Annotated in this window: 15 protein-coding genes; 7 read left to right on the top strand and 8 right to left on the bottom strand. The window is 44.9% G+C overall.

Annotation, left to right across the window (positions count from 1 at the left end):
* Positions 1-81: 81 nt before the first annotated feature.
* The 4 genes from EPL05_RS18525 to EPL05_RS18510 form a co-directional block, all read right to left on the bottom strand.
* The gene (locus tag EPL05_RS18525) at positions 82-1,359 is read right to left on the bottom strand and encodes a phenylacetate--CoA ligase family protein (protein ID WP_128535474.1); all 1,278 of its coding nucleotides are present in this window, start codon (positions 1,357-1,359) and stop codon (positions 82-84) included.
* Positions 1,356-1,736 (bottom strand): holo-ACP synthase, encoded by a 381-nt coding sequence (gene acpS / locus EPL05_RS18520; protein ID WP_128535473.1) that lies wholly within the window; start codon positions 1,734-1,736, stop codon positions 1,356-1,358. The genes EPL05_RS18525 and acpS overlap by 4 nt, the downstream gene beginning before the upstream one ends.
* 55 nt (positions 1,737-1,791) lie before the next feature.
* A complete protein-coding gene (locus EPL05_RS18515) occupies positions 1,792-2,592 on the bottom strand; it encodes an extracellular catalytic domain type 1 short-chain-length polyhydroxyalkanoate depolymerase (RefSeq protein ID WP_166727747.1) in 801 nt (266 codons plus the stop codon).
* A 572-nt stretch (positions 2,593-3,164) separates the two neighbouring features.
* Positions 3,165-3,557 (bottom strand): hypothetical protein, encoded by a 393-nt coding sequence (locus tag EPL05_RS18510; protein ID WP_128535471.1) that lies wholly within the window; start codon positions 3,555-3,557, stop codon positions 3,165-3,167.
* 212 nt (positions 3,558-3,769) lie between these two features.
* Here EPL05_RS18510 and EPL05_RS18505 point away from each other — a divergent pair, with 212 nt between their 5' ends.
* Both EPL05_RS18505 and EPL05_RS18500 read left to right on the top strand, forming a co-directional pair.
* Complete coding sequence (locus tag EPL05_RS18505) at positions 3,770-6,271, top strand: glycoside hydrolase family 9 protein (RefSeq protein WP_128535470.1); 2,502 nt, start codon at positions 3,770-3,772, stop codon at positions 6,269-6,271.
* A 13-nt stretch (positions 6,272-6,284) separates the two neighbouring features.
* Positions 6,285-7,886: an AGE family epimerase/isomerase gene (locus tag EPL05_RS18500; protein ID WP_208394783.1), complete on the top strand. Its 1,602-nt coding sequence runs from the start codon at positions 6,285-6,287 to the stop codon at positions 7,884-7,886.
* Positions 7,887-7,978: 92 nt separating this feature from the next.
* Here EPL05_RS18500 and EPL05_RS18495 read toward each other — a convergent pair whose 3' ends face one another.
* Positions 7,979-8,368, bottom strand: coding sequence for a DoxX family protein (locus tag EPL05_RS18495; protein ID WP_128535469.1), 390 nt, complete (start codon positions 8,366-8,368; stop codon positions 7,979-7,981).
* 184 nt (positions 8,369-8,552) lie between these two features.
* Here EPL05_RS18495 and EPL05_RS18490 point away from each other — a divergent pair, with 184 nt between their 5' ends.
* Together EPL05_RS18490 and EPL05_RS18485 are read left to right on the top strand one after the other, a co-directional pair.
* Positions 8,553-9,053, top strand: a complete 501-nt coding sequence (locus tag EPL05_RS18490; protein WP_128535468.1) for a hypothetical protein — start codon at positions 8,553-8,555, stop codon at positions 9,051-9,053.
* A gap of 235 nt (positions 9,054-9,288) precedes the next feature.
* Entirely contained in the window at positions 9,289-10,947 is a 1,659-nt protein-coding gene (locus tag EPL05_RS18485) for a sensor histidine kinase (RefSeq protein WP_128535467.1), read from the top strand.
* 60 nt (positions 10,948-11,007) lie between these two features.
* Here the strand turns inward: EPL05_RS18485 and EPL05_RS24080 are convergent, their stop codons facing one another.
* Entirely contained in the window at positions 11,008-11,181 is a 174-nt protein-coding gene (locus EPL05_RS24080) for a hypothetical protein (RefSeq protein WP_166727746.1), read from the bottom strand.
* Positions 11,182-11,215: 34 nt separating this feature from the next.
* Entirely contained in the window at positions 11,216-11,377 is a 162-nt protein-coding gene (locus EPL05_RS24685) for a hypothetical protein (protein ID WP_394342741.1), read from the bottom strand.
* 171 nt (positions 11,378-11,548) lie between these two features.
* On the opposite strand from EPL05_RS24685, the gene EPL05_RS18475 reads away from it, so the two are divergent.
* From EPL05_RS18475 to EPL05_RS18465, 3 genes are read left to right on the top strand one after another with little or no spacing between them, the layout of a single operon-like run.
* Positions 11,549-11,890 (top strand): ArsR/SmtB family transcription factor, encoded by a 342-nt coding sequence (locus EPL05_RS18475; protein WP_128535466.1) that lies wholly within the window; start codon positions 11,549-11,551, stop codon positions 11,888-11,890.
* The gene (locus EPL05_RS18470) at positions 11,877-12,365 is read left to right on the top strand and encodes an SRPBCC family protein (RefSeq protein WP_128535465.1); all 489 of its coding nucleotides are present in this window, start codon (positions 11,877-11,879) and stop codon (positions 12,363-12,365) included. Before EPL05_RS18475 ends, EPL05_RS18470 begins: the two co-directional genes overlap by 14 nt.
* A 6-nt stretch (positions 12,366-12,371) precedes the next feature.
* Positions 12,372-13,271 carry an alpha/beta fold hydrolase gene (locus EPL05_RS18465; protein ID WP_128535464.1) on the top strand — a complete coding sequence of 300 codons (900 nt, stop codon included), beginning with the start codon at positions 12,372-12,374 and terminating at the stop codon, positions 13,269-13,271.
* Here the strand turns inward: EPL05_RS18465 and EPL05_RS18460 are convergent, their stop codons facing one another.
* Positions 13,272-14,480 carry a hypothetical protein gene (locus tag EPL05_RS18460; RefSeq protein WP_317127895.1) on the bottom strand — a complete coding sequence of 403 codons (1,209 nt, stop codon included), beginning with the start codon at positions 14,478-14,480 and terminating at the stop codon, positions 13,272-13,274.
* Positions 14,481-14,658 lie beyond the last annotated feature (178 nt).

Here is a 14,658-nt window from a genome sequence, read left to right as displayed (position 1 = left end):
ATCAAATATAGGTTTTTGTTTATTCAATCGGCGGTTTATATCCCGTTGACGATCAAAACGCAGGTAGATGTTACTATACGTTCAAATTCTTTTATCAAAAAACTTAGTTATTTTTCGGCCAGTTTCCTGGTCCTGCATTTTTTTCAGTTGTTCATAAGTCATATATTCTACATGGGGGCTAACTCTTAGGCGGGCCTGCAGGTAAGCCTTTATCCCGTTATCGCAGGCTTTGGTTGTATTAAGCGGCACTATATGCAACAATACTTCGTCCATCCCTAGCTCGTTAGAATAAACTTCAACAACAAAATCAAGAACATCTTCAATCTCGGTAAGCAAGTCGAATAGCGCAGGGGGATAAAGAGTGGTGCCCTTAAATTTAATCATCTGCCTTTTTCGGCCGATGACGGACGATAAACGCAAACTGGTGCGGCCGCAGGCGCAGGCATGGTCAAAATACATACAAATATCGCCTGTTTTATACCGCAGTAAGGGCATGCCTTCAACACCTAAAGTTGTGATGGTAACTTCGCCTGGTGTATTGGGAGGCACTTGTTGATCATGATCATCAAGTAATTCAACAATCAGCAATTCAGGCTGCAAATGCCCTCCATTACCGGCGCTACATTCGGTAAAGGCGGTTTGCATTTCTGTTGAAGCGTATGTAGAATATAGTTTGATATCCCAAACTTCAGTTATCTTTTTCCCCAGAATATTATAGCTAAAATCGGCATTACGAATATTTTCGCCTATACAGATCGCTTTCTTTACAGACGACTTATTGATGTCTATATTGTTATCCCGGGCAAATTGAATGAGTTTTAAAATAAATGAGGGAACGGCCACAATACCCGTAGGTTTTAAACGCTCTATAGTTTCCCATTGCAAGGACGGAACGCCCGGACCTAACCGGATAATGCCTGCGCCCAATTTGCGCAAACCCGAGTAGTAAGCTATCCCTGCCATAAACTGCCTATCTAACGTTAGCATTAACTGATAAATATCGCCGGCCGATCCATCGGCGCACACAAACGAATTATATTCATTTAGTGTTAGCCTGCACAAGTCGCTCTCGGTAAGAGCAATTGTAACAGGGCTGCCTAACGTGCCTGATGTGGACGCATACTCAATGATCTTATCGCTATCTACACATAAAAAATCATCATTCCGTCGCTGTAAATCTTCCTTGGTAGTAGTTGGCAGTGCCGAAAGATCTGCAATGGTTTTAATATTGGAAACCTGTATAGCGTTTTTAGCGAACAATTCCTTGTAAAAAGGCGAGTGTTGGTTAACGTACTGTAGCAGTTGCTTCAGTTTTTGCTCTTGTACTATTGCGAAGCTACCTAATGTAGACGAACTCATTCTGCTGTTTCTATTATAACTACTGCCGAAGCCATCGATTTGGTGTGAGACAAAGAAACCAAAATTTTAGCAATCCCTTGTCTGCTCAGCGTTTTTTGTGTTTGGCCTGTTAAAACCAATTCCGGTTTGCCCAAGAGATCATTTATCACTTCAACTTCGTTAAAGCTGGTGTGATCTGCCCAACCGGTTCCCAATGCCTTAAAAAATGCTTCTTTGGCAGCAAAACGAGCAGCGTAATGTTCAAATTTATTCGTTTTTAATTCGCAATAAGTTATTTCGCGTTCGGAGAACACCATTTCTTTAAATCCGTTTGATTTTATCAACTTTTGAGCAATACGTTCCACGTCCACAAGATCTGTCCCTACTCCTTTAAGCATATTTGGATATGATAATATTAAGTTTCTCCGCTTTGGCGAAATTAACCAAACCAGTTTAATTTAGTTTATATTGCTTAAAAAAATCCCAAATTACCTGGCAGGCATCTAAATTTTTTGTGGTTTTTCCTACAATAAATTTGGGGAGGTACTGCCAACCGCCGGGCCAGGTGTGCCCGCCATTGTTAATGGTGTAACCAACAACTTTAACCCCGTTATTTGGATTGCTGTATTCTTCTTTTACAATACTGGTCCCGTCATTTGCATTATCGGGCAAGTTACTAACAACGGGTGTCGATGAACACTTATCAATTTTGGCCCACAACTTAATTGCCTGATCTTGCGAATAGGTTAACCGGCCAAAAAACTTACCCCCTTTATTCGAAAAAACCGGGTCCTTAGTTCCGTGCATATATATTACCGGCATTGGCTTTACCGGCGCATAGCCTTCATTTTCGTTCATACTACCCGCCACAACCGCAATCGCGGCAATCCGGTTACTCAGTTGGCACGCAAGGCGCGAAGTCATAAACCCCCCATTAGATATACCCGTGACATAAACGCGTTCCGGGTCGGCATGATATGTTTTGACCATATAAGTGATCAGTTGATCTATAAATTTAACATCATCGATACCTTTATTGTTGCGCCCATCATGCCAGATGTGTTTTGACGCAGGGCACACAACAATAAATTTATCTCTATCTGCCAATGGCCTGAAATCAGCTAAATGAAACTGGCCTTTGGGTGTTGCAAAGCCCCCATGCAACGAAATAACCATGGGCATTTTTATATCCTTTTTGTCGGTCATTTCCGGAATGTACCTTACGTACGCACGTTCAATGCCGTTAACGTTCATGCTTTCTCGTTTTTGATCTCCACTATACGCATTTGGTTTATTAAAAAACAAACACAGCGATAAAAGAATACAATTCATTTGAATAAGTTTTTCTTATTACATACTGTAAAAAAAGCCATTTAGTTTTAACATAGATTTAATTTAAACAATACCGAACGAACACGGTTATACCTGTACAAATTACAACGTAACAAATGAAAACCTTTAAAGTACTGATTTTGGCCCTTGTGGCTATGTTTGTTTTTACGAAGGCAGATGCACAGGTAAGATTGCCGCCGCCACCGCCCCATCCCCCGTTACCACATATAAGTTTACATTTAAAACGCCCACCTGCTCCACCACGCGGCAGGAGACCCGTAGTTGTGCTGCATAACCGTCCGCGCCGCCATAGGATAAGGGTTTATCATCATAATTAATAATGCAGTAAATCGCGTTACTAAGGTGAATTCGTTGGCGACTGTAACGAATGCAGGCCCACGCTTAATTATAAGCGTGGGCAGTTTTGTATATTGAAGCTTATCGAGACCTCAAATCTAATAACTCAGCAGGGGCAAACAACCTCCGCTGTATGCCTATTCAACTACGGCCTTCACCGTCAACATACCGCTGTAATACTTGCGGTACCCAAATCCCAAAAGAATATTCGGCACAAACAAAAACACGCCCATCAGCCAGCCCGAAGGCACCAGAATAGTGTGGAACAGTAGCACATTTAAACTGATGGGAAAAAGCACCACGGCGGCAAATGGCGCGTAGCGGTTAAACATCAACGATATCCCCGCTACTATCTGTATCACCTTCATCATTGGATAAAAGTACCCGATGCCTTTAAGTCCGGCAATAAAAGCGCCCGTTACACCCGTGTGAATAGGCTGTACCGGTATAAAACGAAAGAAGTAATCGAGCCCGAACACCAGGTACAAAAAGCCAAGCAGAATGCGGGATATTAAAACGGTAATTTTCACAGGGTCGGGGGTTAATTGATTCTATCAAAAATTGGCAATTAGTAGCACATTTTCAAATAGTGCATCAGTTTTAAATATCCGCGGCGCAATAGCGGTTTATGGGTTAACATTATTTGTATAAAATTGATCAAATAGTATTACAGGGCAGTTTAGTCATAGGCTAATTTTACCGTGGCCTAAAGACATTCAAATCCGGCCACTCCTAAATTGCTATGAAAATCAAACTTACCCTATTTGCTGCGGGCTTGCTGTGCCTTACCGGCATCCATCAAACAAAAGCGCAATCCACCGCCAAAAAGCCAGGCATGGTGCTAAACAGCCTGGAATACCTGGAATATGGTGGCGTAAACGTAATGCTGGCACACGATTTTTATCCCGAAGGACATCAGGGCGGTGTAGGCATTATCCAAAACGGCCAGCGCACGGCCACCAATGGCGATCTGCGGCTGGAACCTACGCCGGGGCAATGGTCGCCCATACCTAAGGTGGGCAAGCGCGTGGTGAACAAAGCCACGCACGAGATAAGCGTACGCATGGAATACCCCAACCCCGAGATAAACCGCAAAGGCTTTAACCCTATTATTTATCCCGACCTGAACTTTGCGTACAACATCCGTGTATTGCCGGTTGGTAATGCCTTTAAGATCATTATAGACCTGGATAAACCCCTGCCCGATGCCTGGATAGGTAAAGTTGGCTTTAATATAGAATTGTACCCCGGCATCCTCTTCGGCAAATCATTTTATGCGGATAAGCAGTTCGGCATTTTTCCGCAGCAATCAAACAGCCAGATGCTGAAAGATAAAGAGTGTGTATTTGAGACCGAGGCCATCGCAAGCGGCAAAAAACTCATCATCGCACCCGAATCTGATGCACAACGCATGGTGATAGAAAACCTAAAGAGAGACAAACTGCAACTGCTGGATGGCCGCAGCAAACATAACAACGGCTGGTTTGTAGTTCGCTCGCTCATTGCCAAAGGGGCTACAAAAGGCGCTATTGAGTGGCTGGTTACACCAAATGCTATAAAGGGCTGGCTTTCGCCGCCGGTGGTACAGGTATCGCAGGTGGGTTACCATCCCGATCAGCAAAAAATAGCGGTGATAGAACTGGATAAGAACGACAAGACAAAACAGCAGGTATCTTTACTGCGCGTAAAAGAGGATGGTGGCCTGGAAACTACCATCAAACAACTCCCTGCCGAATGGGGTAACTTTTTGCGTTACCATTACCTCCGTTTCGACTTTTCGTCGGTTAAAAACCCGGGGATGTACGTCGTTAAATACGGCAATTATCAAACCAGGCCTTTCCAAATAAGCAGCAAGGTTTTTACCAATAATGTTTGGCAGCCTACGCTGGAATACTTTTTACCGGCGCAAATGTGCCACATGCGTGTAAACGATAAATACCGGGTATGGCATGGCCTGTGTCACATGGATGATGCCCGCATGGCACCTATCGACTCTAATCATTTCGATGGCTATATCCAGGGACACTCCACCCTTACCAAATTTAAGCCGGGCGATAACGTGCCCTTCCTAAACCGTGGTGCCTGGCACGATGCAGGCGACTTCGATATCCGTGTAGAATCTCAGGCAGAAACCGTTCATGGGCTAACATTGGCTTATGAAGCTTTCCATGTAGATTATGACAACACCACGATCGATCAAAACAACCACACTGTAGAGATACAGCAACCCGATGGCAAGCCCGATATGCTGCAACAGATAGAGCATGGGCTGCTTACCATTACCGGTGGCTACCGGGCCATGGGCAGGTTCTATCGCGGCATTATCGAGCCTACCATCCGCCAGTATGTTTTGCTGGGAGATGCCGCCAACCTTACCGATAACATCCCCTACAAAACCCACGGCACAAACATCGATCCTATCTTAAATAAACCCGCCCCCGCAGATGATCGCTGGGTATTCACCGAAGAAAATACCGGCCGCACCTTGCAAACAGCCGTAGCTTTAGCTGCCGCCAGCAGGGTAATGAAGGGCTATAACGATACCCTGGCGACCCAATGCCTGCAGATTGCTACCGAGGTATGGAATAAAACCGACGACAAAAACATTGGCCGCTTTGTACCGCTTGCCGTGGAACTATTGCTTACCACGGGCGATAGAAAATACGCCGATTTCCTGGTAAAGAACAAGGATATGATAGCCCAGCGCATTGATAATACCGGCTGGATGGTGGGCCGCACGCTAAAAGCGGTAAACGACCCGGCCTACACAGAAGCGATTACCGCAGCCGTTAAAAAAATGTATGCCGGCATACAGCAGCAGGGGCTTAAAACCCCTTATGGCGTACCTTACGAACCTAACATTTGGGGTGCCGGCTGGGGGATCCAAAACTTTGGGTACAAGCAATATTTTTTATACGCCAATTTCCCGCAGATCTTTAGCGACGAGTATATGCTTAACTCCATCAACTTTATTTTGGGTTGCCACCCTGGGTCTAACACGTCTTCCTTCGTATCCGGCGTTGGGTCAAAATCAATGACTACGGCCTATGGCTTCAACCGGGCAGATTGGTCGTACATACCTGGCGGCAGCACATCGGGCACGGCTTTGATCCGTCCCGATTTTCCGGAACTTTTGAACTGGCCTTTTTTATGGCAACAAGGAGAATATGTATTAGGCGGTGGTACGGCTGATTACCTGTTCCTGGTGCTGGCGGCAGACCATGTGCTGAATAAAAAATATTGATATCCATTTGCACGTGAAAAAAACCTTCAATACAACCATACTTTCCTTATTGATCTACGGCGGTACGTTTGCGCAATCCCCGGTGGCCAATACCCGCAAACAGGTTTATGACGAAATGAAACGATCAATGGTAGACGAATTGCTGAAGCCCTGGTATCCGGCAGCTATCGACACTACTTATGGCGGCTTTTTAAGCACGTTCACCTTCGAGTTTAAACCGCAGGGTGCGCAGGACAAAATGATCGTAACACAGGCCCGGCACGTTTGGAGTAATGCCCGGGCGGCAGAGTTATATCCCTCCGTTAGCTACTACAGCAAGGGCGCGGCGCAGGGTTATCAATTCCTAAAAAATGTACTTTGGGATAAGCAATACGGCGGCTTTCATACCTATACAGATAGGCAGGGTAAGCCAAAAAGCGGTGGCTTTGCTCCAAAGGAAGCTTACGGGAACTCGTTTGCGTTGTACGCCATCGCCGCTTATTATCACCAAAGCGGTGACACCGGTGCGCTCAATCTTGCTATAAAACAATTCCACTGGTTAGAGCAGCATAGCCACGACCCTATGTACAAAGGCTACTACCAGCACATGCAATTGGATGGTACGCCCATACAACGCAGCGCATCCACGCCCCCCCATGCGGAAACCGGTTATAAAGATCAGAACACGTCCATCCACCTGCTGGAAGCATTTTCCGAACTATACCGTGTTTGGCCGGATAAACTGCTCAAAGAACGCTTACAGGAAATGCTGTTTTTGATCCGCGATAAAATTGTTACACCAAAAGGCAATCTCGGCCTGTTTTTTCAGCCTGACTGGACCCCGGTGAGCTTCCGCGATTCTTCGCAGGCAGTAACATTAAGCTATCATTCGCTGGACCATGTATCCTTCGGCCATGATGTGGAAACCGCTTACCTGATGCTGGAAGCTTCGCACCTGCTGGGGCTGAAAAATGACATCACAACCCAAACTGTTGCCAAGCGGATGCTTGATCACGCGCTGAAAAACGGCTGGGATAATGCCACCGGCGGTTTTTACGACGAAGGTTATTATTTTAAGGATAAACCCGGCATCACCATTATTGCTGATACCAAAAACTGGTGGGCACAGGCCGAAGGATTAAATACCCTATTGATGTTTGATGATATGTACCCTAACGACACCCTGCAATACGGCCAAAAGTTTTACAAGCTTTGGAATTACGTGCAAACCAACCTGATTGACCACGAGCATGGCGATTGGTACCAGGGCGGGATTGATAAACAACCCAATTACAAGCCGGCACTGAAGGGTCAGATCTGGAAAGGGACCTATCACGTTCTGCGTGCCTTTATCAATTGCACCAACCGCTTGCAGCCAGACCATGCAGCGCCTTCCGTACCCAAAAAACTTACCGTTACCGGCAAAGGCATACACAAACAACTCGGTTGGATGCCTGCCCACGATAACGCAGGACTGGCAGGGTATAACATTTATTGCAATGGCCAACGAATAGCCTTTACACCGTTAACACATTGGCGGCCCATTGCCGGGCAAGCCTGGCCTAAGGGCAAGCTATTTATTAAGGCAGTTGACCTGGAAGAAAATGAATCCAAAACGGCGGTATTAAAAAAATGAACAATTAACCCTAAACATCTTATCACCTAAATTTAAATCACAAAAAAGCCTGCGAATTAAATACTCGCAGGCTTTCATGCTATAAGTAATATTTAGGCCGTTCCCTTTACCAGCGACTGTAGCTTTTTGTTACGGAAGTAGATGCCTGCCCAGGTTAACGCTCCAAATAACAACGGAAAAAGATATGGCTGGCCCGGAGTCCGCATCATAACGGCCATGGCACCGCCCAGATAGCCTGTAATAAGAACCGCCCCCAGTACAGATGTGCGCGGGATGGCATAAAGAATAGTGCAAGCCAATAATATAAAGCCAATCGTTGGTATGTGTTCTATGGGCCAGCCGAGCGCAACGCTACCGTCTACCGAATGCTTTTCTTTAACAATTTTACCAATTGCATCGAACAGGTAAAAAAGAATAATTAATCCGCTGATGATCCAGCCCGCTATGGTGGCGGCTTTTGAGGTTGATTTAGTTTCAATCATGGTTTAAATTTTTTGTTGAGTAAAAATACCACCATAAAACCACACCGCAAAGGTATGAATGCGACATATTAGGGTGTATAAATGCACGTTATTAGCCTAATTAAAAAAAGTTTAAAAACAGGGGGTAACAATTACAGATGCTGTTGATATAGTGGTATAAAAACCAAAACAAATATCAAGCATCATGAAAAAGTATCTAACCTCAGTTGTATTATCATTATTAAGTGTAGCAGCTTTTGCCCAGGCATCTTCAGAAAAAAGCATCAATTCTATCAATAGCGGGATGCCCAACCGGATCTCAATGAATGTTACCGTTGCCAAACAAACCCAAGGCGCAACCTTTGGCGAAAAAGTAAACGCCGGCCTGCACGCTGCCGGCTCGGCATTGGCAAACGGCGCATCTTTAACACCCGGGCCTACCGGTATTACAGGCGGTGCTGTTGCAGGTATCGTTGTCGCATCTGTTAAAGCAGCACCTGTTCAACCGATACCTGAACAAGCCACAGCAGCTGATGAGCACAGGACTTACACCGGCGGCCGTAAAAACGAGGAAATAAACGCAACACCCGCTGCGCCTGAAGCCAAAGGCATCAACCAGGCGGGCATCAAAAAAAATTCAACCGAAGCTGTTAGCCCGGGCCAGCCAATTGGCGGTATTGTGGTAAAAGGGGGCAAATCGCAATAGTAAAACGCTGATTGTGCCCGGGCTAAAAGCGCGCCGCAAGGAAGTCATAAAATGCTCCCATTTATGACTCCTCGCTTTTACATAAATTAAAACCCGCACATAGCCCAATTTTTATGTACCTTGTGTAAATCCGGTCTTTTTAAGTGTAGCAAGCTTAAAATCACTTACCATAATTTGCATCTTTCCGTTCGGACGGGGATTAGCACACCTTAAACGACAACAGTCGGCCCCAATTATGGATAAAAGAGACCTATCGGATGAATTGATCTTCGCTAATCGCGAATTGGTCCTTCAAAACCAGGAAAAAGCAAAACTCGCTGCAGAGTTGATCCTTGCCAACATCGAACTCGACCTTCAAAACGAAGAAAAAGCAAGACGGGCCAATGAATTGGTCATAGCCAATGAAGAGCTTGATTTTCAAAATTCAGAAAAATTAAAGCGTGCAAAAGAACTGATCTCCGCCAATAAAAAACTCGACCTTTTATACGAAGAAAAAGAAAAGCGGGCAGCAGAGCTCATTATAGCCAATATAGAATTGCTTTTTCAAAACGAAGAGAAGGAGAAACGCGCTGCCGAACTGGCCGTTGCTTATGCGCAGCTGAATTTTCAAAATCTCGAAAAGGAAAAACGGGCCGCTGAGTTGCTGTTAGCAAATACCGAATTGATATTCCAAAACCAGGAGAAAGAGAAACGGGCCGCTGAATTGATAGTTGCCAATACTGAGCTGCTTTTTCAAAACCAGGAAAAAGAAAAGCGGGCAGCCGAACTCATCATTGCCAACCATGAGCTGGCCTTTCAGAATGATGAAAAGGAAAAACGGGCAGCGGAGTTAATTATAGCCAACCACGAACTTGTTTTTCAGAACCAAGAGAAGGAAAGCAGGGCCGCCGAACTCATCGTAGCCAACCATGAGTTGGCCTTTCAGAATGAAGAAAAGGAGAAGCGTGCGGCCGAATTAATTATAGCCAACCACGAACTTGTTTTTCAGAACAAGGAGAAGGAAAGCAGAGCAGCCGAACTGATCATAGCTAACGCCGAGCTGATCTTTCAAAACCAGGAAAAAGAAAAAAGGGCCGCTGAGTTAGTTATTGCCAATACCGAATTGATTTTTCAGAATGAAGAAAAAGAAAAACGGGCGCAGGAACTTATCATTGCCGATACCGAACTATTGATACAGGCAAGGGAAAAAGAAAGACGAGCAGAAGCGGAAGCAAAAAAGGACGAGTTTTTTAATATTGTAAGCCACGAATTTAAAACACCCCTAACAAGTATAAAAGCCATAAACCAGTTGCTGGAAAAGACGGCAAACAAAACCGATAAAAGTTACGCCTTTATATTAAACGCAAACCACAGCATAAAACGGCTGGAAAGACTGATAGAAGACCTGCTGGATGTTACCAAGATCAACTCCGGACAAATAGACCTGAACATCACTGAGTTCAATTTTTCGGACGCGCTGGTTAACAGTATATTTAATGTACAGCAGACCTCACTTCAACACCAGATATTACTGGAAAACGATATTGATATTCGCTACATGGGCGACCAGTTCCGGATAGAACAGGTTATGGTTAACCTCCTAAATAATGCCATTAAATATTCTCCAAATTCATCATTAATAATAGTAAAAGCTGAGGTAGAAGCCGGCCAAATAATAGTAATAGTGCAGGATTTTGGAATAGGTATAGCAAAAGAGGATATCGATCAGTTATTTAAACGCTTTTACCGGGTCAGTAAAACAGCCATGCATTACCAGGGCGTAGGCCTTGGGCTTTACATCGCATCAGAAATTATAAAAAAGCATAATGGCAGTTTTTCTATAGAAAGCATACCCGGTACAGGCAGCAGCTTTTATTTTTACCTGCCTTTAGAACACGATACAGCTATCCAATAAACCATTAACTCAGGCAGCGAGCCTCATTAAAATGGGTTACCACAACAATGTATAGGGCACCTAATTATTCAAAAAGGGGTTCCCCCATTTTTTATTGGTATAAACATCCTTGCCGCTCAGCGTCCCCAAAAAAGCAATTATAGCACCGTGTTGCACCGCGCTTAATCGCAGGTTTTGCCCGCGACCGCCACCGTTGAGCTTAGCATCCAAATTTGTATTTGCAGGGCTTACCACAATTTGGTTATAATGATTAACCACCGCGACTAAATTAGCCAGGCTGCCACTTATCCCAAAAGAAACGCACTTCCTGGGTAAAACTGCTGTTCACCAGCCGCATAGAGTGCCGGGTAGTAACACTGTTCACTCCCAAGCTTTGGATAGCATCAACGTTGAAGGCTAAACCTTGCTTATCGCAGCTGCTGCATGATATACTGTGTTTACCGGCAATGCTTTATCATAAAACAGCACCCTGCCAAGGGTAGCGCCCGCGTGAGTTACCGGGCCTTTTATTTCCAAGTAAGTTATTTCGATGTGCTATTTTTTAAATAACACTTGCGCAATCACTTGATTGCATTTATATTTGCAACCATATACTTGCATAATGATTATTAGAAGAGATGTTTTCCAGGCCATTGCCGACCCAACCCGCAGGCAGATCATCAGCCGCATAGCAGCGGAGGCCATGAATTTGAATGCCGTGGCCGAAGCCTTTGATATCAGCCGGCAGGCGGTATCCAACCACATTAAAATTTTAACGGAGTGCGGGTTGGTCACCATTCGCAGGCAGGGCCGCGAACGCTTTTGCGAGGCCAAACTGGATCAACTGACCGAAGTGACTGATTGGGTAGCAGAATCGAAAAAACTATGGACCGGCCGCTTTACCGCGCTGGATAATTTTTTAACCGAAATACAAGCAAAACCTACAACTGATGGAACAAAGTAACAACACCAAACCAAAAGAAGTTTGGATAAGCCACCTATGCGATGCCCCGCGCGAACTGGTTTTTAAAGCATGGACCGACCCTGAACAATTGAAACACTGGTACGCGCCCGATGACTGCACCATTGATATTTTTTCGATGGAGGTAACACCCGGCGGCACCTTCCAAACCTGCATCCATAACCCCACTTATGGCGATTGCTGGTGCAAAGGCGAATACCTGGAGGTTGTTTTCCCCGAGAAGTTGGTGTTTTCGATATACATCACAGATTCGGAGGGGAACCGCCTGGCAGACTCGGGCAAGGACGAGAAATGGCCCGGTACCATCATCACTACGGTAACTTTTAAAGCCATTGGCGATAAATGCAGTTTCACGCTGCACCAAACCGTATCAGAAGAACTGGCGAAACAAACGGGTGCTTACCAAAGTTGGCTACAGATGTTTAGCAATTTAGATGATTTAACAGCCAAAACCTGATCGCCCATGAAAACAGCAAACAAAATACAGCAGGCAATTTACCTTTTCATCATAGCCGCTTTTATGTGTGCCTGCGAAGATACTGCTAGCAACAAAACTTCAACACCAAACATTACCAACATGAAAACTGACAGCATTACCGGATACAAAAATGTGAACGGTATTAAAATGTATTACGAGATCCATGGCAAAGGAATGCCCTTGGTATTGATCCATGGCGGTGGCTCAACCATCCGCACTACATTTGGGCGCTCGCTGCCGCTTTTTGCGCTACACAGACAGGTAATTGCTGTAGAACTGCAGGGCAACGGCCACACCAGCGACCGCAACGCCCCCTATTCTTTTGAACAGGACGCCGCCGATGTTGCCGAATTGCTGAAACAACTGGGCATCAAACAGGTCGATTTTATGGGTTTTAGCAATGGCGGGCATACCACCCTGCAAATAGCTATGAGTTATCCGCAGCTTACGCGCAAAATTGTAGTGGCCTCGGCATTTACAAAACGCGAAGGTGCCCAACCCTGGTTTTGGGATTTTATGAGCAAGGCAAGCTTTAAGGATATGCCGCAACATTATAAAGATGAGTTCCGTTCCATTAACCCCGACCCACAGGCGTTGCAAAACATGCACGATAAATCGCTCCGCCGGATGCAGCAATTTAAAGGCTGGCCCGATGATGCTATCCGTAGTATAAAAGTGCCCACGCTTATTATCACCGGAGATGCCGATGTTGCCCCTCCCGAACACGCCATAGAAATAACCCACCTGATACATGGCGCTAAACTGGCTGTATTCCCAGGCGGGCACGGCGCCTACCTGGGCGAATTGGTAAATGGAAAAAAAGGCAGCAAAGTACCCGAGCTAACAGTAGCCGTGGTAGAAGAATTTTTGGATACGAAGGAATAGTTATTTCACCTGCGGCACGTACTGATAAACTACCTCGTAAGGTATATTTTTTAGCTTGGCAGATAGCTGTCCAATGTGCAGGTCTTCGCGTTGCGGGGTAGGCTCGCAAACCGAGTAGGTATTGCCTCTATAAACAATCGGGCTGCCTACCGGCTTGCTAAACTGCACCGCCATAGTAATATGGGTTGGGTACAACAGGGCTATCATGGGTAGGTTGTAAATTTCCTTTACGAGGTAAAAAAACAAAGCGGCGCGGTCGTCGCAATCGCTGTACTTGGCAAAAAGGGTTTCCTCTGGCGAGAGGCGTTTCTCCTTGCCATAGTTCTCTGCATCATCCTCGTATAAAAAAGCATAACGGGTAAAGTGCATCAGATAATCTACCCCTTTCTTTTGGTTCATGCCCTTTAAATTTTGTTTCAGCAGCGGAATGAGCGAACTATACGTTTCCTTGCTAAGCGGGATATTAAAGTAGCTTTCAAAACCAACACCCGGGTAATTCATAAAAATGGTTTCTACATCGGGGTTTAGTTTAATGTTAAAGTAGTACACTTTGTGGTGATAAGTAAACTGCAATTCCTTTTCCTGATAGTCGCCGGCCTTAAAATTTGGCATCCGGGTAACCTTATAGGAGAACGCTTTTTTTGCTTCGGGGATGTTTACGGCTACGGGCACCGGTGGGTCCTGCTTGATATCGGCCTTAGCATAATCGTGGTAGTTGAGGCACATGTATTTTTCACCGTCCACCTTAAATGAGGGGATATCAGATATATCCTCATCATTCAGCACATAAAATATGATCTTTTTATCACCGGTAAGCGCCAGCCGGGCATCATAGCCACTTTTTGCCAGCAGGAACCATTTGTATAGCGTATACCGACCGTAATTATCGGCTTTGGGGCTTATTTGCTGGGCAGTTTTGCGGATGAGCTGGTAATACAGCCAATCGTTTAATTCGTAGCGGTTTTTGTAGGCGGTTAACGAATCTATAACCGGCTGGTAATTGCCCGCGTTGAGTTGTTTATAGAAATCTTTTACTGATGCCGGGGATAACTGTGCAGGCATATCTAATACCAGCGCCTTGTCTATCTGGCTGTTAAACGTACCGTTATAAAATTCAAAACATATCCGCTGTTCATCTGCCCGTGCATTTAAACAGCACAGGGTAAAAACCACCAGGCAGGTGAAATATGTTTTAGCAAGACGGTACAATTTAGATTTATAATTGGTAGTTTAAATTTACACAAAAAAAACTTAATAATAACAAACAATTAACACTTAAATTATTCTGTCGCAATTAAAACACCAAATCCGTGCCGTAATCCAACTTAATAGTATTGATACTTTCAGTTAACATCTGTTAAATATTTTTGTAAGATAACTTAGGTAA

The sequence above is a fragment of the Mucilaginibacter gilvus genome, from assembly GCF_004054195.1.
GTDB classification, from domain to species: Bacteria; Bacteroidota; Bacteroidia; order Sphingobacteriales; family Sphingobacteriaceae; genus Mucilaginibacter; species Mucilaginibacter gilvus.
The sequence above is the reverse complement of the archived record's forward strand: the minus strand, read 5'-3'. Positions and strand labels throughout refer to the sequence as shown.